Source organism: Pseudophaeobacter flagellatus, assembly GCF_021228235.1.
GTDB lineage: Bacteria > Pseudomonadota > Alphaproteobacteria > Rhodobacterales > Rhodobacteraceae > Pseudophaeobacter > Pseudophaeobacter flagellatus.
Map to the genome: position 1 here is coordinate 424,192 of NZ_JAJQRG010000002.1, position 19,725 is coordinate 443,916.

Genomic DNA, 19,725 nt, shown 5'->3' on the forward strand with positions numbered 1-19,725 from the left:
GGCTAAATTCCTCTATCCGGAACAAAAGTGGCAGAAACACAGGGCAAACAGGGCGCAAATGGCGGGGGTGGGCACCAGACTGTGGCAAAGCTGCACCATCCCAAAGGCCAATACTGCCCGGTGGTTGGGCCGCTCTTGCCAAAACGGGGGTGAAAAAGCGAAACCCCTTGTCATACCCACACCGGATTCCCCGGTTTGGGCATCAGAATTAAAACCGAGGGAAAAATCGATGAAAAAGGTTCTCTTCGCGACTACCGCGCTGATCGCCACTGCTTCCGTAGCAGCAGCTGACGTTCGTATGTCCGGTTACGGCCGCTTTGGTCTGGACTACAACTCCGCAAACGAAAGCAATGTTGCAGACGCCAACTACAATGGTGTTTCTTCCACAAACATCACCAGCCGTCTGCGTCTGCAGTTCGACATGTCGACCGAAACCGACGGTGGCGTAGGCTTCAACGCTCGCTTCCGCGCCCAGGCCGAAAGCCGTGACGGCGTTGCCGGCACCGCAGTATTCAACGGCGCACGCTTTGGCGTGACCTATGGCGGCCTGACCGTCAACGTTGGCAACATCATCGGTGCGATCGAAAACACACCTGGCCTGTACGCAACCGGTACACGTTCCGCCGGCACCGGCATCGACGGTATGGGTTTCCACTCGCTGGCGATCAAAACCTTCACCGGTTCTGCGGTTAGCACCTTTAACTGGGATGCATATTCTTCCGCAGGCGCAGGCGCCAACGGTATCGAAGCTCTGTACTCCATGGGCGGCTTCACTGGTCACCTGTCGTACTCTGCCGATAACGACACCTTGGCAACCGCAGCCGTTACCGACAGCGCGGGTGACATCATCACCGCCGCAACCACCGGTTCGCTTGGTGAAGATCGTGTCGCAGCAATGCTGACATACTCGTTCTCTGACTACTATGTTTCGGCATCGTACCAGGGTTCCGACAACGGTCCTGTTGTAATCGCTTCGAACGGTCAGCGTTTTGAAGACAACGACGGCCTGTACATGGTTGCAGCTGGCGGTGACTTCGGTGCATTTGGTGCCCGTCTTGCTTACGGTTCCACAGACTCCGTAGACTCGGTTACTCTTGAAGGTAACATGGACATCGGCGCAGCCTCCAACCTGCTGGTTTGGGTCAACTCCGCTGACGTTGCTGACGCTCTGATCAACGACACCAACGCAGCTGTTGCTGCTGGTGCTCGTAACGGCGACGGCACCTCCTTCGGCGTGAACTACCAGTACGACCTGGGTGGCGGTGCTACCTTTGTTGCTGGTTACGTGAACAGCGCTGCTGACGAGAACGACGACCAGTTCCAGGCTGGTGTATACTTCAGCTTCTAAGCTGAACTTACGCTTAGCGTGAATTGGGGGCGGGCTCTTAACAGAGCTCGCCCTTTTCCGTTTGGCCCTTAACATTTACCCCCAAAATGTGTTGTTCTGGCGCAAAAGCCGGAGAGAGCCAGATGTCGCTGCAAGAAATCAAAACCCGTGTTCAGGCCGCTGAAGCTGCCGCAGGCCGTGCCGCAGGATCTGTCAAGCTGATCGCCGTGTCCAAGGTGCAGCCCAACGACCGGGTTGCTGCGGTGCTGGATCAGGGCCAGCGCTGCTTTGGTGAAAATCGGGTGCAGGAAGCGCAGGGCAAATGGCCTGATTTCGCCCAGACCTACAGCGATCTCGATCTGCATCTGATCGGCCCCTTGCAGACAAACAAGGCACGTCAGGCCATGGCGCTGTTCAATAGCATTCACACCCTGGATCGGCCGAAACTGGCCAAGGTTCTGGCGCGGCTGGCGCAAGAGCTGGGGCACTGCCCGGATCTGTTCATCCAGGTCAACACCGGGGCAGAGCCGCAAAAGGCGGGCATCCTGCCCGCAGATACCGACGCATTTGTCGCCCAGTGTCGTGTGCTGGACCTGCCGATCTGGGGGCTGATGTGCATCCCACCGGTTACCGAACCCGCAGAGGCACATTTTGCCCAGCTGGCTGAAATGGCCGACCGCAACGGCTTGATGGGGTTGTCGATGGGGATGAGCAGCGATTTTGAGCAGGCCATTGCCCAGGGGGCCACCCATGTCCGGGTTGGATCCGCCATCTTTGGCGCGCGCAGCGCTGCCGGTGAGGTCTAGCGCGCCTTAGCGCATGTTGCGCAAAAGCGGGTACCGCTATTGCGCAGCTAAAACATGCGAAACCAACCAAGGAGAGCCCGTCGCGTGACTGCAAGTGAACGCGACAATCTCTTGGTCAGAATATCAGGTCAGATCGGGCACAACCACCCGGCTGCCCGGCTGTACCCGGGCCGCCAGCCAGTGCAGGTTGGCGCGTGAAAAGGCGATGCAGCCCTCGGTCGGGTAGCCCGGTCGCCGCCACTGGTGGATGAAAATGGCTGATCCCCGGCCCGGGGTTGCCACTGGCCAGTTCCAATCCAGCACCAGCACCAGATCATAAAGCGGATCGGCGCGGCGCAGGTGTTCGTGGCTATGGTGGTAGGGCGCGGTGACATGGGTATTGTAGTGCGAATCACTGCCGTCATCAGACCACAGATCGCCAGGGCCAATCGCCCGCGCCCAGGGGGCGGGGCGTGTCATGCGGTCGGGGCGATAATACAGGCCGACAACGTGATGCACCCCGATCGGGGTGGCGCCGTCCCCTTCGCGCTTGTCACTGCTCAGCCCTCCCCTGCCGATGCTGCAGGGCAGCAGCCGCCCGGCAAAGCGCAGCCCGCGCTTGGTCAGCACCAGATCAGCGGGATGACATGGGCGCGGCACTGTCACAGCATATGACCGGATTTGGCAGCCTTGGTGGCCAGATACTGGCTGTTGAAGGCGTTCTTTCCCACCTGAAGTGCCACGCGTTCCGCCACTGTGATGCCGGTTTTTTCCATCATGGCGATCTTGTTGGGGTTATTGGTCAGCAGCCGCACCTGGTCAAATCCCAGCTCCTTGAGGATGGCTGCGCCCAGTCGAAAATCGCGTTCGTCGTCTTCAAAGCCCAGGCGATGGTTGGCCTCAACCGTGTCAAAGCCCTGATCCTGCAGGGAATAGGCGCGCATTTTATTGGCCAACCCAATGCCGCGCCCTTCCTGGTTGAGGTAAAGTAAGACGCCGCTGCCTTCTGCCCCCATCTGCGCCAGCGCTGCATTCAGCTGTGGGCCGCAGTCGCATTTCAGCGAACCCAGCACATCCCCGGTGAAACAAGCGGAATGCAACCGCGCCAAGACCGGCTGGCTGCGATCTGGCCGCCCGATTTCGATGGCATAGTGTTCTTCGGCACCATCTTCGGGGCGGAAGACATGCAACCGGCCAGCCTCGGCGGCTTGTATCGGCAGGCGGGCGGCGGCCACGGCATGCAGTGGCGAGCTTTGGCTCATCAGTGGTTCGGCGGCGGCCTGCGGCAATAGGGTCAGGCCATGCTGGGTGGCAAAGGCGGCACCGCCATCCAGCGGGACCAGCAGCGCGGCGGGCAGCAGCCGGGCCGATTTGACCAGGGCGATGGCCAGCCGGTGCAGCGTTGCGCTGCCCTCGCGGGCACTGGTCAGCGGGCCCTTCATCGGCTGGCTCAGATCATCGGCGGGATCGGCCAGGGCCTGGATCCAGCCGAGGTCGGCGGCGGCTGGCAGGCAGATGCGGGCGGTGTCGCCATCATAAGCGCGCGCCTTCAGAGTTTCGGCGCGGCGCGCGGTCAGGGCCAGGGTGACCTCTCCCAGTGCCTGCATATCCTGCAACCGCCGGGGCGAGAGGCTCTCGGCGGCGATGGCCAGAGCGGCTTGATCGCCATCGGTCAGAACGACAGGCAGCCCCATGCGCAGATCCACCCGCGCGCGGGCCAAGAGTTCGATCAGAGTGGGTATCAGGCTCATGCGGCAGATCCAGGGCTTGGTGACATAAATGCCAGCCTTTCCTAGGCTCAATTCTTGCAGAAGTGAAACAAATCCTTTGGCAGGGACACGACGGCGTGAATGTTGTGCAGCATATCTTGTTGTTTGCCTGCGGGCAGCGCATTTGTGACAAAGGCAACCCGGAGAGTAGAGCAATGGCGCAATTGAAGAAGATCCTGCTGGTCGATGATGATGAGGACCTGCGCGAGGCCCTGAGCGAACAGCTGGTGATGACAGAGGACTTTGACGTCTTTGAAGCCGATAGCGGCCAGAGCGCCATGGAGCGCGCCAAGGAGGCGCTCTATGATCTGGTGATCCTCGATGTGGGCCTGCCCGATACCGACGGCCGAGAGCTGTGCCGCTTGATGCGCAAGCAGGGCGTCAAGGCGCCGATCCTGATGTTGACCGGTCATGATAGCGATTCGGATACTATTCTGGGGCTGGACGCTGGTGCCAATGATTATGTCACCAAACCGTTCAAATTCCCGGTACTTCTGGCCCGTATCCGGGCGCAGTTGCGCCAGCATGAACAATCCGAAGACGCGGTTTTTGTGCTAGGGCCTTATACTTTCAAGCCGGCGATGAAGCTGCTTGTGACCGATGAAGACCGCAAGATCCGCCTGACCGAGAAAGAGACCAACATTCTGAAGTTTCTCTATAGGTCGACGGATGGCGTTGTTGCGCGTGATGTGCTGCTGCACGAGGTCTGGGGCTATAACGCTGGGGTTACAACCCATACGCTGGAAACCCATATTTACCGGCTGCGGCAAAAGATTGAACCCGATCCCTCCAATGCCCGCATTCTGGTGACCGAATCCGGTGGCTATCGGCTGATCTGTTAAGGGCCCAGGCCAGTCCTGGGGTTTGTCGCGCGACAGGTTCCCAGCCGCAAAATACCGACGCGACGGCTGGGGCATAACATTCCTTTCAGGGCTGCTCTTCTCTGGGCAACTTGCCTATGGTAGCGAATGATACCCCTGCCAAACGGAGCACCTCATGGCCTTTACTCTTGCCACTTGGAACATCAACTCGGTTCGTCTGCGTGAAGGGCTGGTGCAAAAGCTGCTGCGCGAAGAAGCCCCGGATGTGCTGTGCCTGCAGGAATGCAAAAGCCCGGTAGAGTTGATTCCAACTGATGGCTTTGCCGATCTTGGCTATCCCCACATGGTGGCGCGCGGCCAAAAGGGATATAATGGCGTTGCCATCCTGTCGCGCCTGCCCATCGAAGAGGTGGGCTCTATGGATTTTGCCGATCTGGGCCATGCCCGCCACATCGCCGGACGGCTGGAAAACGGGGTCACCATCCAGAATTTCTATGTGCCTGCAGGCGGCGATAAGCCCGACCGGGCGGTGAACGAGAAATTCGGCCAGAAGCTGGATTACCTTGCCGAGATGCGCGATTGGTTCAAGGCAGAGATGCTCGAGAAATCCATTCTGGTGGGTGATCTGAACATTGCCCCGCGTGAAGATGATGTCTGGGATCACAAGAAAATGCTGAAGATTGTCAGCCACACGCCCGTTGAGGTCGATTTACTGGCTGCCGTGCAAGAGGCTGGCGGCTGGGCTGATGTCACCCGCGCCGATATTCCCGAAGGCCTGCTGTACAGCTGGTGGAGCTATCGGGCCAAGGACTGGGATGCGGCGGATAAGGGGCGTCGGCTGGATCATGTCTGGGCCACCGGCGATATCCGGCAAGCGGCGCATTCCAGCCGGGTTCTGCGCTCTGCGCGCGGCTGGGAAAAACCCAGCGATCACGCGCCGGTCTTTGCCACTTTCGATCTCTAGGTTGCCTGGCAGCGGCGGAAGGCCGAAGGGGGGCTCCCGCCTGTTGCGGGGCATGAGATACCCCTTCACAGTTGGGCCCGGCGCCGCGCTGTCGCGCGGCGCGGTTGCGTATTTGGCGTGCTGATCCGCGTGATCCCGGCTAGGCAGGGCATTTGGCTTGGGGAAATTCGGACGGGGAGCGACCTTGGTGAACTCCTCTCTTGGTTTCTTTGCTACGGGATTCCATATAGAGGCCAAGCTTCAAACGGAGAAGGTTGAGACATGGATATTATTGGCGGAGCGGGCGACGCAGCCCCCGTAGGTGATTTGGTCAAGGACGTTGATGAGGCGACCTTTATGCAGGATGTGGTCGAGGCCTCGATGCAGGTGCCGGTCATCGTTGATTTCTGGGCGCCATGGTGCGGCCCCTGCAAAACGCTGGGCCCGGCGCTGGAGGCTGCCGTTGCCAAGGCCAAGGGGGCCGTGACCATGGCCAAGATCAACGTTGATGAAAATCAGCGCCTGGCCCAGGCTCTGGCGCAGCAGGGATTGCCGTTGCAGTCGATCCCGACCGTTGTGGCCTTTGTAGAGGGCCGCCCCGTTGATATGTTCCAGGGCGCCCTGCCCCCCAGCGAGATTGACGCTTTTGTGAAAAAGACCATCGAGGCCGCTGGCGGCAGCGCTGATGGCGGGCTGGCAGAGGCACTGGAAGTGGCAGAGCAGATGCTGGCTGATGGCGATCATGCCGATGCGGCCCAGACCTTCGCCGCCATCATTGGCGAAGATGACAAAAGCGCTGCGGCCTATGGTGGCTTGGCGCGGGCGCATATCGCGCTGGATGATCTGGACCAGGCAGAGGCAGTGTTGAACGGCGCCCCAGCCGAGATTTCCGAAGCTGCCGAGATTGAGGCCGCGCGGGCCCAGATCGAATTGGCCCGCCAGGCTGAAAATGCCGGACCAGTTGCCGAGCTGGCGGCGAAAGTCACTGCCAACCCCGAGGATCTGGAAGCCCGTTTCGAGCTGGCCAAAGCGCAGCACGCGGCTGGCGATGCCGAGGCCGCAGTGGCCGAGCTGCTGGAAATTTTCCGCCGCGACCGAGAGTGGAATGACGGTGCCGCGAAGGCGCAACTCTTTACCATCTTTGATGCGCTGCAGCCCAATGATCCGGTGGTGCTGAACGGGAGGCGCAGGCTGAGCTCGATGATATTTGCCTAATCGGGTCTGCGCTCTACAGTAGTAGATATGATGCACCCTGCCGATCTGCCGGACACCCTTGCGGTGTTTCCTTTGCCCCGGGCGATTTTATTGCCCCGGGCCCGCCTGCCGTTGCATATCTTTGAGCCGCGCTATTTACAGATGTTTGAAGATGCATTGAAAACACCCGAACGATTGATTGGCATGGTCCAGCCCTGTCCGCAGCCTGCCAGTGCGCACCAGTCAGTTTTGCGGCAGGCAGATGCGTCCTGCAGCAGCGCGGCGGGCGGCGAGCCTCTGCACAGGATTGGCTGTGCCGGACGGGTGACGCAGTTTTCCGAAACCGAAGATGGCCGCTATCTGGTCACGCTGGCGGGCCTGTCGCGCTTTCGCATTCAGGGAGAGGTCGCTGGCTTTTGCCCCTATCGGCGCTGCGATGTGACCTGGGACGGCTTTGAACGCGATCTTGGCGTGGGAGAGGCCGACACCCAGTTCGACCGCGCCGATTTTCTGGCGCTGCTAGAGCGGTTCTTCAGTGCGCAGGGCCTGTCAACAGATTGGGAGTCCTTGCAGGACGCAGAGGATGAGCTGCTGATCAACTCGCTGTCGATGCTGCTAGAGTTCGATGCAGAGGACAAACAGGCCTTGCTAGAGGCGCCTTGTCTTGTCACAAGACGCGAAACCCTTGTCACATTGATCGAATTTGCCCTGCGCGGTGGCGCCCATGAGGATATCTTGCAATGAGTGAAACAGCCCCCGTCAGCTTTGACCGCCGGATGTTGGAAGCGCTGGTCTGCCCGCAGACCCAGGCGACGCTGGAATATGATGCCGAAGCCCAGGAACTGGTGTCAAAAGCCGCCAATCTGGCCTTTCCAATCCGCAACGGTATCCCTGTCATGCTGGTGGACGAGGCCCGCACCCTCGATTAAGGGCGCGCACAGGCGCCGGGCCAGGAAGACGCAACAGAGTCGCGGCAGGGGGAGGGGGACTGCTGCAGGCCTTAGATCGCTTCGCCTTTCAGCAGGCGCGGCATATCCCCGGTCAGACCTGCCGCTTCACGCATGAAACCACGGCGCAGGCCGGGCAGGGCGTTGACCATCCCCATACCAAGATCGCGTCCCAGCCGCAGCAATGGATTGTCGTTGGAAAACAGCCGATTGACCATGTCCGTGCTGGCTGCCAACGTGGCAGTATCAAAGCGGCGCCATTGCTGGTAGCGGGCCAAAACCAGCTCTGACCCGATGTCTTCACCGCGCCGGGTTGCTTTGGTCAGCACCTCGGCCAAGGCGGCGATGTCGCGCAGGCCGGCGTTCAACCCCTGGCCCGCAATCGGGTGCATGCCATGGGCGGCATCGCCCACCAGCGCCATGCGGTCGGCAATGAAACTATTGGCGATGGTCAGGTTCAGCGGATAGGTGAACCGCTTGCCCGCCAGGGAAATATCGCCCAGAAAATCGCCAAACCGGGGTTTTAGCGCCGCGAGGTAGTCGCTGTCGCCGAGCGCATGAATAGCCGCCGCCAGCTCTGTTTTTTCGCTCCAGACAATGGAAGACCGGTTGCCCGGCAGCGGCAGGATCGCCAAAGGCCCGGCGGGCATAAAGAACTGATGGGCAATTCCGTGATGCGGTTTGGCGTGGTCAATGGCGCAGACCAGCGCCGTTTGCCCATAGTCCCAGCCAGTGCGCTTGATGTTGGCGCGGGTGGCGGTGCCGCTGCGGCGTCCATCTGCCCCCACCAGCATATGCCCGCGCAGGCTGTCGCCATTTTCCAGTGTCAGGGTCACGCCGGTTGGATCGCTGGCCTGCGCCACAACGCGGGCCTGGTTTATCAGCGTGATGCCGGGGGCGTTGTCCAGCGCCTGCAGGATGGCGCGGCGCAGGTAGCGATCTTCCAGCATATAGCCCATCGGGCCTTCTTCCAACTCGGCCTGATCAAAATGCACAAAGAAGGGCGCGGCCCCTTGGCCGACATGGCCGTCGCTGGCCTTGATTTCCAGCATTGGTTGGGCGTGATCTGCCACTCGCGACCAGACACCGATCTGGTCCAGCAGGCGTTGGGAGGCCAGCGCCAGTGCATAGCCGCGCCCATCGAAGGTTTCTGCTTCAAAGTCGGCGCGGGGCAGGGCGTCAATCACCGTGACGCTATGGCCGGTTTGCGCCAGGGCCAGGGCGAGAGCTGGACCATTCAGGCCGCCGCCAACGATCAGGATATCGGATGTGTTTTTCATAGCTGGCAATATGCGCTGATTGTTTGATTTGTCCATGGGCGGTTGTGTCGCTTTTTGCGTCGGGGGACCGGGGCAGGGCGCTGACGCTGGAGCTTCGGGATTGTACCGCCGCCGCCACGGGGCTACCGTCTCTGCAAAACAGATAGGCCGTAGAACGGACAGGAGACGGGAAAAATGCAGACGTGGTTGAAGATGAGCGCAGCAGAGCTGGGGCGCGGCATTGCCGACAAAGAGATCGATCCGGTTGACCTGACCCAGACCTATCTGGCTGCCATTGATGCCCACCCGCACCGGGATCGGATCTATACGCAAGTGACCCATGATCGCGCCATGGCCGAAGCCCGCGCTGCAGCTCAGCGGGCACAGCAGGGCCTGCGCCTGTCGCCGCTGGATGGGGTGCCGATCAGCTGGAAGGACCTGTTTGATTCTGCGGGCACGGCCACCGAGTCTGGCTCGGCCCTGTTGCAGGGGCGGGTGCCGGATCAGGATGCGCTGGTGCTGGAAACTGCCACCGCCATGGGCAGCGTCTGCCTGGGTAAAACCCATATGAGCGAGCTGGCATTTTCCGGTCTTGGTCTCAACCCGGTGACGCAGACCCCGCCTTGTATCAACGATGATACGGCGGTGCCTGGGGGCTCTTCCTCTGGCGCGGCGGCCTCGGTTGCCTTTGGGTTGGCGGCGGCGGCTATTGGTTCTGATACCGGTGGTTCGGTGCGTATTCCGGCGGCCTGGAATGATCTGGTGGGCCTGAAAACCACCGCCGGACGGGTCAGCCTGGAAGGGGTGGTGCCGCTGTGCTTGAAGTTCGATACGGTTGGCCCGCTGGTGCGCTCGGTTGAGGATGCGGCCCTGTTCCTGGGGCTGCTTGAGGGTACAACTGGCCCGGATATGCGCCACCCGGCCAGCCTGAAGGGGCGGCGCTTTGGCGATCTGCGCGGCATTGCGCAGGCGGATCTGGACCCCAAAGTCGCCGAGAGCTACGCTGAAAGCCTGCGCCGTCTGGAGCAGGTCGGCGCCGAGATTGTGCCGCTGCAGGTGCCAGAGCTGGAGGCGGCGATGGGGCTAAGCGCGATCCTGTTCACCACCGAGGCCTACGGGCTGTGGAAAGAGGTGATCGAAGCGCGGCCCGAGGTGATGTTTGACAAAATCCTTGAGCGGTTCCGGTCGGGGGCCGAATTTTCTGGGGCGGATTATGTTGCGGCTTGGGCCAAGCTGGAACAGGCCCGCGGCGCCTGGGACGAGGCGGCTGCGGGATTTGACGCGATCCTAACGCCAAGCTGCCCGATCCTGCCCCCCAATCTGGAACGGTTGCAGCAGGATCAGGCCTATTACGTGCAGGCCAACCTGCTGACGCTGCGCAATACCCGGATTGGTAACCTGATGGGGCTCTGTGCCCTTAGTTTGCCCAGTGGCACCCCCAGTTGCGGTTTGCAGATCCTTGGTCAGCCCGATTGCGAAGAGGCTCTGTTGCGGCTTGGCGCATCGGTAGAAGCAGCGCTGGCGGCCGGGTGATGTGCTGGCGGGGCCGCAGGCTGCGCGCCCGCAAACCCGACTGCCCACCAATGCGCAGTTGGGGTGATGCTGGCGGGAAAGTCACAAATATTGCCTGCGGGGCAGGCAGCGGCTGGACGCGATGGTGCTTGCTCTGTAATTTATCCCCAAACGGGGCGTGAATGATCCCGAATTTGAGGCACAGCTATGACTTTCCCTGAGCGGTTTTCGAACCTGCCGGCCTATGCGTTTCCGCGTTTGCGGGCGCTATTGGACCACCACAGCCCTGGCGGTGATGTGGTGCATATGACCATTGGCGAACCCAAACATCCCTTTCCGCCTTGGGTCAGCGATGTCATCGCTGAAAATGCAGCCGGGTTTAACAGCTACCCGGCCAATGACGGATCGGACGCACTGCGCGGTGCCATGAGCGATTGGATCGCCCGGCGCTATGGTGTGACGATGGATCCTGACACCCAGGTCATGGCGCTGAATGGCACCCGCGAGGGGCTGTATAATGCGGCCATGGCGCTCTGCCCTGAGGTGAAGAATGGGGGGAAACCTGCGGTGTTGATCCCCAACCCGTTTTATCAGGTCTATATGGTGGCCAGCCTGTCGGTTGCAGCAGAGCCGGTGTTTCTGCCCGCCACCGAGGCCAGTGGCCATCTGCCCGATTATGATAGCCTGCCGCCAGATCTGCTTGATCGCACCGCCATTGCCTATATCTGCTCTCCGGCCAATCCGCAGGGCGCGGTGGCGGATCGCAGCTATTGGCAGCGGCTGATCGCACTGGCGGAAAAGCATGATTTTTGCATCTTTGCCGATGAATGCTACAGTGAAATCTACCGCGATGACGCGCCCGTGGGCGCGCTGACCGTAGCGCAAGAGATGGGGGCCGACCCCGAACGGGTGGTCCTGTTCAACTCGCTCTCCAAACGGTCGAACCTGCCGGGGCTGCGCGCCGGGTTGGTTGCCAGCGGGCCGGAAAACATCAAGCGGCTGAAGCAGTTGCGCGCCTATGCCGGGGCACCTATTCCGGGGCCGTTGCAGGCGGCCGCCGCCAAGGTCTGGGCGGATGAGGCACATGTAGAAGAAAACCGGGCGCTCTACCGGGAAAAATACGCGCTGGCGGATGAGATTTTTGCCGGGCTGGATGGCTACATGCCGCCTAAGGCCGGTTTTTTCCTGTGGTTGCCTGTGCCGGATGGCGAAGCAGCGGCGCTGAAGCTCTGGTGTGAAACCGGGGTGCGGGTGCTGCCGGGGGCCTATCTGGCCCAGGGCGTGGCCGGGGGAAACCCGGCAAGCGGCTACATCCGGGTAGCGCTTGTGGCGCCGGCAGAGGAAACGCGGGCTGCATTGACGGCTTTGCGGCACTGTTTGTACGATACGTGAAAGGCTGCGCGCGGGGACTGTGACGTGGTCCCGGTGCGCCAAGAGATAGCATTGGTCCAAGGCAGATATTGGACCAAGATAAACACCGGCTGATGACACGATCCTGGGGCAAACACCGGGGGCATTGGCACTAATGAACCGAGGTTGGCATGGCATTTCAAACCCGTAGCAGGGACCCCCTGCTTGACAGCACAATGCAGGCGGCGATCGAAAAACGTGGCAAAGAGTTGATTGGGATTTTCCTTATCGCGCTTGGCCTTGCCGTGGCTGCGATGGTGGGGTCCTACACGCCTGATGATCCCAATTGGATGGTCTCGACTGATGCGCCGGTGCAAAATTGGCTGGGTCGGCCCGGGGCCTCTATTGCCGCGCCTTTGTTCATGGTTGTGGGCTGGGCGGCCTGGACCCTGGCACTGACGCCGCTTGCCTGGGGTGTGCGTTTCCTGCTGCACAAAGGTGAAGAGCGGGTGCTGGGCCGGATGATCTTTGCCCCGGTTCTGCTGGCGGTGGCGGCGATCTATGCGGCGACGCTGGTGCCAGAGGCGGATTGGAAGGCAACGCACAGCTTTGGCCTTGGCGGACTGTTTGGCGATACCGTCATGGGGGCCTTGCTGACACTCTTGCCGGTGAGTTCGCATTTTGCGGTGAAATTGATGTCGCTTGTGATGGCGGCGGCGATGCTGGGTCTTGGCGTCTTTGTCGCCGGGTTCAGCCGCGCCGAGCTGTCACGTGCCGGTAACTACCTGATGCTGGGCTTTGTGTTGATCTATGGGGCTATTGCCAGCCTGCTGGGGCGCGGTGCCACTCGCGGGTTTCAGGCCGCCATGGCCCTGCGCAACGAACGGCGGGCTGCCAAATTGCAGGCGGAGGAAGACGCCTGGCTCGCTGATGACGACGGTGCCCAGGTGTTTGAAAGCTATCCGCAGGAGGACGCGCCAGCGCCACTGGTGGCAGAACGGCCGGAAAAGACCGGTTTGTTTTCCCGCGTGCCCACCCTGATGTGGCGCAGCGAGCCTGAGCCGATGCAGATGCCCGAGCCCGAGCTGGTGGACACTGCCGCTGGCGGCGAAGAGCTGCTGTCGGGGGATGCGCGGATCTCGGAAAAGATTGCCAGCGCCGTGCGTATTCGCCGTGCGGCCGCGCAGATGCCGGATCACGACCCCAACCTGCCCCTGACCAAGGGGCATGGACGGCGGGCAGAGCCTTTTCTGTTCAACCCGAATGCCGCAGATGGGCTGCCACCAGAGCCGCCGCTAACCGCCAGCCAGTCTGTTCCGCCAGCCCCTGATGTGGCAGCAGCCGAGCAGGCCAGTGTGGCCCCGACCTTTGTCCCCACGGCACCGGTAGATCACATTGCCAACCCCGGATTCGCATCGCAGCCCAGTATCCCGCAGGTCGGTGCGCCGGTTTCGGCGGACGCACCGCAGGCAGATGTACAGATCCCCAATGGGCTGACGCCGGATCGGGTGGTGAGCGAGGACCTGCCGGCTGGGCGGGTAATCAGCCGTGACTTTGACACTACGCCCAAGGCTGCAGCGACACCCGAAACAGCTGCCCCGGCAGCTGCGGCCCCAATGGTAGCGGCAGCTGGCAGTTTTGAACTGCCGGTGGCAGAGCCGCGCAAAGCTGTGGTGGAACAGCCGCCGCGCAAGGCGGTGCAGCCTTCGACGCGGGCCAAGGCCGAGGCCCAGCCCGATCTGGCCTTTGAAGAGGCGGACAGTGATTTTGAACTGCCCCCCTTGTCGTTGCTGGGTCATCCCAGCCAGGTGCAACGCCATCATCTGAGTGACGAAGCCCTAGAAGAAAACGCCCGGATGCTGGAAGTGGTCCTGGATGACTATGGGGTGAAGGGTGAAATCGTCTCGGTGCGGCCCGGCCCCGTTGTCACCATGTATGAACTGGAGCCTGCGCCGGGCCTCAAGGCCTCGCGGGTGATTGGCCTGTCGGATGATATTGCGCGGTCCATGTCGGCGCTCTCGGCGCGGGTTTCCACCGTGCCGGGCCGTACGGTGATTGGTATCGAACTGCCGAACGAAAAGCGCGAGATGGTCAATTTCCGCGAAATCCTGTCTTCGCGTGATTATGGCGATGGCACCCAGCATCTGCCTTTGGCGCTGGGCAAGGATATTGGCGGGTCAGCCATGGTTGCCGATCTGGCCAAGATGCCGCATTTGCTGATTGCGGGGACCACTGGGTCGGGTAAATCGGTTGCGATCAACACCATGATCCTGTCGCTGCTGTACAAGCTGACGCCAGAGGAATGTCGCCTGATCATGATTGACCCCAAGATGCTGGAACTGTCGGTCTATGACGGTATCCCGCATCTGCTGTCGCCGGTTGTCACCGATCCCAAAAAGGCGGTTGTCGCCTTGAAATGGGTGGTGGGCGAAATGGAAGACCGCTACCGCAAGATGTCCAAGATGGGTGTGCGCAACATCTCTGGCTACAATGGCCGGGTGAAAGAGGCGCTGGCCAAGGGCGAAATGTTTAGCCGTACGGTGCAGACCGGCTTTGACGATGACACCGGAGAGCCAGTGTTCGAGAGCGAAGAATTCGCCCCCGAAGCGCTGCCCTATATCGTGGTTATCGTAGATGAGATGGCCGATCTGATGATGGTTGCAGGCAAAGAGATCGAAGCCTGCATCCAGCGTCTGGCGCAGATGGCACGGGCCAGCGGTATTCACCTGATCATGGCGACCCAGCGGCCCTCGGTGGATGTGATCACCGGCACCATCAAGGCCAACTTCCCCACCCGGATTTCTTTCCAGGTGACCTCGAAAATCGACAGCCGTACCATCCTGGGCGAAATGGGGGCAGAGCAGCTCTTGGGGATGGGCGATATGCTTTATATGGCGGGCGGCGCCAAGATCACCCGCTGCCACGGGCCGTTTGTGTCGGATGAAGAGGTTGAAGAGGTGGTCAATCATCTGAAGCAATTTGGCCCGCCTGCATATATGGGCGGTGTGGTTGATGGGCCGGATGACGAAAAGGCCGACAACATCGACGCGGTTCTGGGCTTGTCGACCGGTGGCAATACCAACGGCGAAGATGCGCTCTATGATTCTGCGGTGCAGATCGTGATCAAGGACCGCAAGTGCTCCACCTCTTACATCCAGCGCAAGCTGGCCATCGGTTACAACAAGGCGGCACGGCTGGTTGAACAGATGGAGGAAGAAGGCCTGGTCTCGCCTGCCAACCATGTGGGCAAACGGGAAATTCTGGTGCCAGAGCAATGACAGCGGAACTCTGCCGCAGGATCTTTCAGCAATAAATCGCGGGGCCGGTCCGGAAATGGATCGGCCTCTTTTCTTTTGCGCCGCAAGGCTTATCTAACTCTTATGAAAAAGCTTCTCTATGTCTTGGCGCTGGGCGTCACTGCTGTGCTCAGCACCTCTGCGGCTTGGGCCAGCGAAAAGCTGAGCCTGGCTGAGATCTCGGCCTATCTGAATGATATGAAGACCGCGACGGCGGGTTTCACCCAGATCAATGATGATGGTTCTCTGTCTACCGGTAAGCTGTACCTGCATCGCCCAGGGCGGATGCGGTTTGAATATGATGGTGATGTGGCCGGCACGGTGGTGGCGGGTGCCGGGGCTGTGCGGATCCATGATCCCAAATCCAACCAGCCGCCCGAAACCTTTCCGCTGCGCCGCACGCCGCTGTCGATCATCCTGGCCAAGCGGGTCAATCTTGGCCAGGCGAATATGGTTGTTGGCCATGGCTTTGACGGCACCTCGACCGTGGTGCAGGCGCAGGACCCGGAAAACCCGGATTATGGCAGTATTGAACTGATGTTCACCGCAGATCCGGTAGAGCTGCGAAAATGGGTGGTGCATGACGGGGCCGGGGGAAAGACAACCGTGATCCTTGGCGCGCTTGAAACCGGTATGCGCTTGCCGTCGAGCCTGTTCAGCGCGGGTGGAGGCAATTCACCATAACAGCGAGGAAAGTCTGCAAAGCGGACTTTGCTGCCGTTTGCCTCAGCGTGTTTAACGTCCGCTTTCACTCTCAATCTTTGGCAGGATATCGAGAATGGACAGTGCCTTCATGTTGTCCTTCTTGAACCGTCCTGCTGTGACCAGTTGCGAATAGCCATGAACGATGCTCCACAGGGCAACCTGAGCCTTTCCGTTTTTTTCTTCCTCATCGCCAGTATGCCATCCAAGATCCACTGAGCCGTCAGCAAGTCTGGAAAAACAGGCCCTGATCTCGCGCGGAAGATAAGCATCGTCGTTTGCAAACGCCCACACGAGAAAATCAGCTCGTATAGCGAGGCGTTGCGCTCAGCAAAGGTGACGTAGCCAAGACGACCGCCGTTCAGAGCCCGGCCATGTTCCCGAAGTGGCTTTTGGGTGCCACGTGGCTAACACCGTCATTCTCTAAGCATTTCCCCATTGACAGTCCGACCAATCCGTCTTCTTCAGGGAGGTCACACATCAGTGATAAAAAACTGGCGCGAAACCACTAGACGACTGGTCTAATAAAGCTTATCTGGCTATTCATGGAACAGCAAAACGACACCCGTTCACAGATATTGACCACAGGACGCCGCCTGACAGCCGCTCAGGGCTACACAGGTGTTGGCCTGAGTGCACTTTTGAAAGAGGCCGGGGTTCCGAAGGGGTCGTTCTATCACTACTTCGCCTCCAAGGAGGCTTATGGCTGTGCGCTGTTGAATGAGTTTATGACAGAGTATGGCGTTCGCCTGAATACGTCACTTGCGCATCCCGATATGGATGCGCGGTCTCGGATTTTCACCTATTTCGAAAGGTGGCGCACGAAGCAACTTAGCCCGGACCCTCAGGACCGGTGCCTGATCGTCAAACTGTCGGCAGAGGTCGCGGACCTGTCTGAGGACATGAGCAGTATCCTGCAAAAAGGTGTGTCCGACATCATCGCGCGCTTGGCACTCACCCTTGAACAAGGGGCAGAGGATGGGACAATCGTACCGCTTGAAAACTCAAAAGCCTCTGCGGAAATGATCTATCATATGTGGCTTGGGGCGAGCCTAATCGCGAGCATCTCGCACAGTGATGCCCCCCTCAATTCCGCAATGGATGCAACAAAGGCGCTTGTTCCAGCGCCCTAACTCTCAAAAATTTTTACCTCTGGACTAGACGACCGGTCTATTCACGAAAGGAAAATCTGTGAAAATCTTCTACAAAACCACCGCAACGGCAACCGGGGGGCGCTCGGGTACCTCTGCCCTTAACGACGGCAGCTTTTCGGTCCAGATGGTCCGCCCGGACAGCGGCGATGCGGGGGTTAACCCGGAACAGCTGTTCGCCCTTGGCTATGCTGCGTGTTTCGACAGCGCGATGGACCTGACGGCCAAGCAGCTCAAGCTGGACTCCACGGGGTCTAAAACCTCCGTCGACGTCGGCATTGGCCAACGCGCCGAGGGGGGATACGGGCTTGATCTGGACATCACCGTTCATTTACTGGGCATGGCCCGCGACGACGCACAGCGTCTTGTCGAAGCGACGCATCAGGTCTGCCCCTATTCCAACGCCACACGCGGCAATATCGACGTGCGTCTGCACATTGAAACTGAAGAGGCCTGAACCAATGAACAACTTTGATTTTCACAATCCAACACAGATCCTGTTTGGTAAGGGCCGTATCGCGGATCTGAAGAAACAGGTTCCGACTGGCGCAAAGGTACTTATCGTCTATGGCGGGGGCAGCGCTGAACGGACCGGTGTTCTTGCTCAGGTGCGCGAAGCGCTTGCAGGCCGCACTTTGGTCGAATTTGGTGGGGTTGAGCCGAACCCACGCTTTGACACTGCACTCAAGGCGGTTGAGCTAATCGGTCAGGAAGATATTACTTTCCTGCTTGCCGTCGGCGGTGGGTCGGTCATCGACGCGACTAAATTCATCGCGGCGGCCGCTTTTTATGACGGCGACGCTTGGGACATCCTGACATCGCGCGGGTCGGTCGTGACAAATGCCATGTCGTTCGGCACCGTGCTGACACTGCCCGCGACAGGGTCAGAGATGAATCCTGCCTCTGTGATCACCAACTCTGAAAAGGGCGCAAAGCTCCCATTCATGAGCGCACACTGCTATCCAGTCTTTTCGGTGCTGGACCCGGAGGTCACCTACTCGCTGCCACCACGCCAGATCGCGAACGGTGTTGCGGATGCCTTTGTTCATATCATCGAACAGTATCTGACATATCCGTCTGCTGCACGCGTTCAGGACGGATTTGCCGAAACCCTGCTGCGTACCCTGATAGAGCTTGGGCCCAAAGCGCTTGAAACGCCGGACGACTACGATATCCGTGCCAACCTGATGTGGACGGCAACGCTGGCCCTGAACGGTCTGATCGGCGCGGGTGTTCCGCACGACTGGGCAAGCCATATGATTGGGCATGAGATTACTGCGCTGAACGATACCGATCATGCGCGGACTCTGGCTGTTGTGCTGCCATCGCTGATGAATGACCAGCGCGGCCCGAAACGCGAAAAACTGCTGCAATATGCCGCCAATGTCTGGGATATCCGCGAAGGGTCCGACGAAGCGCGGATCGATGCAGTCATTGCGGCCACGCGTGGATTTTTTGAGGCGATGGGGATCAAAACACGGCTGGGTGACTACGACATCGCCGCGCCCGATATTGAATGCATCATCACCGCCCTGAAGGACCACGGCATGACCGCGATTGGCGAACATGCCGCCATCGCCCCCGACGACGCCCGCCGCATTCTTGAAGCGGCCCTGTAGGAAATAGTGAACATGACACAGACCGAAACAGTCAACCGCCAGCTTGTCCTGGCGGAACGCCCCAAAGGCGCGCCGACCAAGGACACACTCCGCCTGGTCGAGGGGGAGATTCCCTCTGCGGGTGCCGATCAGATGCTTTTGCGCACGGAATTCCTGTCGCTGGACCCGTATATGCGGGGACGTATGAGCGATGCGAAGTCCTACGCGGCCCCAGTGGAAATCGACGACGTTATGGTGGGCGGAACAGTCGCGCAGGTCGTGACCTCGAACGTCGATGGGTTCACGCCGGGCGATTATGTGCTCAGCTTCAATGGCTGGCAGGACTATGCGCTCAGCGACGGTGCGGGCGTCACCAATCTCGGCAAATCGCCTGCGCATCCGTCTTGGGCACTTGGGATCATGGGGATGCCCGGCTTTACCGCCTGGGCCGGTCTGACCCAAATTGGCGCGCCCAAACCCGGTGAGACCATCGCCGTGGCGGCGGCGACTGGCCCGGTCGGGGCCACCGTTGGTCAGATCGGCAAGATCTTGGGTTGCCGTGTTGTCGGCATCGCGGGCGGACCGGATAAATGCAGCTACGCTGTCGACGAATTGGGTTTTGACGCCTGTATCGACCACAAGGCAGATGATTTTGCCGAACAGCTTGCCAAGGCCAGCCCCGATGGCATCGATGTCTACTTCGAGAATGTCGGCGGCAAGGTTCTTGATGGCGTCATCCCGCTGTTGAACCCGAACGCTCGGGTGCCGGTTTGCGGAATAGTATCGCAATACAACGCGACGAGCCTGCCCGATGGACCGGACCGGATGAACTGGCTCATGGGGCAGATCCTGCGCAAGAAGATCAAAATGCAGGGCTTCATCATCTTTGACGATTTCGACCATCTCTATCCGGAGTTCGCCAAAGAAATGGGAGCGTGGATTGAAAGCGGCAAAATCAAATACCGCGAAGAAATAATCGACGGGCTGGAAAATGCACCCGAAGCATTCATCGGTCTGTTGAACGGCGAAAACTTTGGCAAGCGCGTAATCCGCGTTGGCCGCAACTGAAAG

The 19,725-nt window shown here is 60.1% G+C and carries 19 protein-coding genes; 15 read left to right on the plus strand and 4 right to left on the minus strand.

Annotation, left to right across the window (positions count from 1 at the left end):
* Window positions 1-229: 229 nt before the first annotated feature.
* Both LRK71_RS05535 and LRK71_RS05540 read left to right on the plus strand, forming a co-directional pair.
* Entirely contained in the window at window positions 230-1,348 is a 1,119-nt protein-coding gene (locus tag LRK71_RS05535) for a porin (RefSeq protein WP_232401686.1), read from the plus strand.
* 122 nt (window positions 1,349-1,470) lie between these two features.
* Complete coding sequence (locus tag LRK71_RS05540) at window positions 1,471-2,133, plus strand: YggS family pyridoxal phosphate-dependent enzyme (protein ID WP_232401688.1); 663 nt, start codon at window positions 1,471-1,473, stop codon at window positions 2,131-2,133.
* A gap of 123 nt (window positions 2,134-2,256) precedes the next feature.
* Here LRK71_RS05540 and LRK71_RS05545 read toward each other — a convergent pair whose 3' ends face one another.
* Together LRK71_RS05545 and ribA are read right to left on the minus strand one after the other, a co-directional pair.
* Entirely contained in the window at window positions 2,257-2,778 is a 522-nt protein-coding gene (locus tag LRK71_RS05545; protein WP_232401690.1) for a L,D-transpeptidase family protein, read from the minus strand.
* Window positions 2,775-3,863, minus strand: coding sequence for a GTP cyclohydrolase II (gene ribA, locus LRK71_RS05550; protein WP_232401691.1), 1,089 nt, complete (start codon window positions 3,861-3,863; stop codon window positions 2,775-2,777). The genes LRK71_RS05545 and ribA overlap by 4 nt, the downstream gene beginning before the upstream one ends.
* Before the next feature lie 173 nt (window positions 3,864-4,036).
* Between ribA and LRK71_RS05555 the strand changes: the two genes are divergently transcribed.
* The 5 genes from LRK71_RS05555 to LRK71_RS05575 all read left to right on the plus strand — a co-directional run bounded on the left by LRK71_RS05555 (window position 4,037) and on the right by LRK71_RS05575 (window position 7,768).
* The gene (locus LRK71_RS05555) at window positions 4,037-4,723 is read left to right on the plus strand and encodes a response regulator transcription factor (RefSeq protein ID WP_232401693.1); all 687 of its coding nucleotides are present in this window, start codon (window positions 4,037-4,039) and stop codon (window positions 4,721-4,723) included.
* Window positions 4,724-4,877: 154 nt separating this feature from the next.
* Complete coding sequence (locus tag LRK71_RS05560; RefSeq protein ID WP_232401695.1) at window positions 4,878-5,666, plus strand: exodeoxyribonuclease III; 789 nt, start codon at window positions 4,878-4,880, stop codon at window positions 5,664-5,666.
* Window positions 5,667-5,927: 261 nt separating this feature from the next.
* Window positions 5,928-6,860, plus strand: a complete 933-nt coding sequence (locus tag LRK71_RS05565; protein ID WP_232401697.1) for a tetratricopeptide repeat protein — start codon at window positions 5,928-5,930, stop codon at window positions 6,858-6,860.
* A 27-nt stretch (window positions 6,861-6,887) separates the two neighbouring features.
* Window positions 6,888-7,583, plus strand: a complete 696-nt coding sequence (locus LRK71_RS05570; protein WP_232401699.1) for an LON peptidase substrate-binding domain-containing protein — start codon at window positions 6,888-6,890, stop codon at window positions 7,581-7,583.
* Window positions 7,580-7,768 carry a Trm112 family protein gene (locus LRK71_RS05575; protein ID WP_232401701.1) on the plus strand — a complete coding sequence of 63 codons (189 nt, stop codon included), beginning with the start codon at window positions 7,580-7,582 and terminating at the stop codon, window positions 7,766-7,768. The genes LRK71_RS05570 and LRK71_RS05575 overlap by 4 nt, the downstream gene beginning before the upstream one ends.
* Before the next feature lie 71 nt (window positions 7,769-7,839).
* On the opposite strand, the gene LRK71_RS05580 is transcribed toward LRK71_RS05575, so the two are convergent.
* Window positions 7,840-9,066 (minus strand): UbiH/UbiF/VisC/COQ6 family ubiquinone biosynthesis hydroxylase, encoded by a 1,227-nt coding sequence (locus tag LRK71_RS05580; protein ID WP_232401703.1) that lies wholly within the window; start codon window positions 9,064-9,066, stop codon window positions 7,840-7,842.
* Between the two features lie 174 nt (window positions 9,067-9,240).
* Here LRK71_RS05580 and LRK71_RS05585 point away from each other — a divergent pair, with 174 nt between their 5' ends.
* From LRK71_RS05585 to LRK71_RS05600, 4 genes are all read left to right on the plus strand, one after another.
* A complete protein-coding gene (locus LRK71_RS05585) occupies window positions 9,241-10,578 on the plus strand; it encodes an amidase (RefSeq protein WP_232401705.1) in 1,338 nt (445 codons plus the stop codon).
* 186 nt (window positions 10,579-10,764) lie between these two features.
* Entirely contained in the window at window positions 10,765-11,949 is a 1,185-nt protein-coding gene (locus tag LRK71_RS05590; RefSeq protein WP_232401707.1) for an aminotransferase class I/II-fold pyridoxal phosphate-dependent enzyme, read from the plus strand.
* 149 nt (window positions 11,950-12,098) lie between these two features.
* Window positions 12,099-15,185, plus strand: a complete 3,087-nt coding sequence (locus tag LRK71_RS05595; protein ID WP_232401708.1) for a DNA translocase FtsK — start codon at window positions 12,099-12,101, stop codon at window positions 15,183-15,185.
* A gap of 102 nt (window positions 15,186-15,287) precedes the next feature.
* Window positions 15,288-15,887: a LolA family protein gene (locus tag LRK71_RS05600; RefSeq protein ID WP_232401711.1), complete on the plus strand. Its 600-nt coding sequence runs from the start codon at window positions 15,288-15,290 to the stop codon at window positions 15,885-15,887.
* Window positions 15,888-15,938: 51 nt separating this feature from the next.
* On the opposite strand, the gene LRK71_RS05605 is transcribed toward LRK71_RS05600, so the two are convergent.
* The gene (locus LRK71_RS05605) at window positions 15,939-16,199 is read right to left on the minus strand and encodes a hypothetical protein (RefSeq protein ID WP_232401712.1); all 261 of its coding nucleotides are present in this window, start codon (window positions 16,197-16,199) and stop codon (window positions 15,939-15,941) included.
* Window positions 16,200-16,450: 251 nt separating this feature from the next.
* Between LRK71_RS05605 and LRK71_RS05610 the strand changes: the two genes are divergently transcribed.
* Genes LRK71_RS05610 through LRK71_RS05625 form a run of 4 tightly spaced genes read left to right on the plus strand, consistent with a single transcriptional unit; the run spans window position 16,451 to window position 19,722 of the window.
* Window positions 16,451-17,038, plus strand: a complete 588-nt coding sequence (locus tag LRK71_RS05610) for a TetR/AcrR family transcriptional regulator (protein WP_232401714.1) — start codon at window positions 16,451-16,453, stop codon at window positions 17,036-17,038.
* A 58-nt stretch (window positions 17,039-17,096) separates the two neighbouring features.
* Complete coding sequence (locus LRK71_RS05615) at window positions 17,097-17,513, plus strand: organic hydroperoxide resistance protein (protein ID WP_232401715.1); 417 nt, start codon at window positions 17,097-17,099, stop codon at window positions 17,511-17,513.
* A 4-nt stretch (window positions 17,514-17,517) separates the two neighbouring features.
* A complete protein-coding gene (locus LRK71_RS05620) occupies window positions 17,518-18,675 on the plus strand; it encodes an iron-containing alcohol dehydrogenase (RefSeq protein ID WP_232401716.1) in 1,158 nt (385 codons plus the stop codon).
* A gap of 12 nt (window positions 18,676-18,687) precedes the next feature.
* Complete coding sequence (locus tag LRK71_RS05625) at window positions 18,688-19,722, plus strand: NADPH-dependent curcumin/dihydrocurcumin reductase (protein ID WP_232401717.1); 1,035 nt, start codon at window positions 18,688-18,690, stop codon at window positions 19,720-19,722.
* Window positions 19,723-19,725 lie beyond the last annotated feature (3 nt).

Excerpts from the sequence above, each read along its gene's own strand:
- LRK71_RS05625 (WP_232401717.1), top strand. The coding sequence starts at position 18,688 with ATGACACAGACCGAAACAGTCAACCGCCAGCTTGTCCTGGCGGAACGC.
- LRK71_RS05600 (WP_232401711.1), top strand. The coding sequence starts at position 15,288 with ATGAAAAAGCTTCTCTATGTCTTGGCGCTGGGCGTCACTGCTGTGCTC.
- LRK71_RS05595 (WP_232401708.1), top strand. The coding sequence starts at position 12,099 with ATGGCATTTCAAACCCGTAGCAGGGACCCCCTGCTTGACAGCACAATG.
- LRK71_RS05580 (WP_232401703.1), bottom strand. The coding sequence starts at position 9,066 with ATGAAAAACACATCCGATATCCTGATCGTTGGCGGCGGCCTGAATGGT.
- LRK71_RS05610 (WP_232401714.1), top strand. The coding sequence starts at position 16,451 with ATGGAACAGCAAAACGACACCCGTTCACAGATATTGACCACAGGACGC.
- LRK71_RS05575 (WP_232401701.1), top strand. The coding sequence starts at position 7,580 with ATGAGTGAAACAGCCCCCGTCAGCTTTGACCGCCGGATGTTGGAAGCG.
- LRK71_RS05540 (WP_232401688.1), top strand. The coding sequence starts at position 1,471 with ATGTCGCTGCAAGAAATCAAAACCCGTGTTCAGGCCGCTGAAGCTGCC.
- LRK71_RS05555 (WP_232401693.1), top strand. The coding sequence starts at position 4,037 with ATGGCGCAATTGAAGAAGATCCTGCTGGTCGATGATGATGAGGACCTG.
- ribA (WP_232401691.1), bottom strand. The coding sequence starts at position 3,863 with ATGAGCCTGATACCCACTCTGATCGAACTCTTGGCCCGCGCGCGGGTG.
- LRK71_RS05570 (WP_232401699.1), top strand. The coding sequence starts at position 6,888 with ATGATGCACCCTGCCGATCTGCCGGACACCCTTGCGGTGTTTCCTTTG.
- LRK71_RS05535 (WP_232401686.1), top strand. The coding sequence starts at position 230 with ATGAAAAAGGTTCTCTTCGCGACTACCGCGCTGATCGCCACTGCTTCC.
- LRK71_RS05565 (WP_232401697.1), top strand. The coding sequence starts at position 5,928 with ATGGATATTATTGGCGGAGCGGGCGACGCAGCCCCCGTAGGTGATTTG.
- LRK71_RS05585 (WP_232401705.1), top strand. The coding sequence starts at position 9,241 with ATGCAGACGTGGTTGAAGATGAGCGCAGCAGAGCTGGGGCGCGGCATT.
- LRK71_RS05590 (WP_232401707.1), top strand. The coding sequence starts at position 10,765 with ATGACTTTCCCTGAGCGGTTTTCGAACCTGCCGGCCTATGCGTTTCCG.
- LRK71_RS05560 (WP_232401695.1), top strand. The coding sequence starts at position 4,878 with ATGGCCTTTACTCTTGCCACTTGGAACATCAACTCGGTTCGTCTGCGT.
- LRK71_RS05620 (WP_232401716.1), top strand. The coding sequence starts at position 17,518 with ATGAACAACTTTGATTTTCACAATCCAACACAGATCCTGTTTGGTAAG.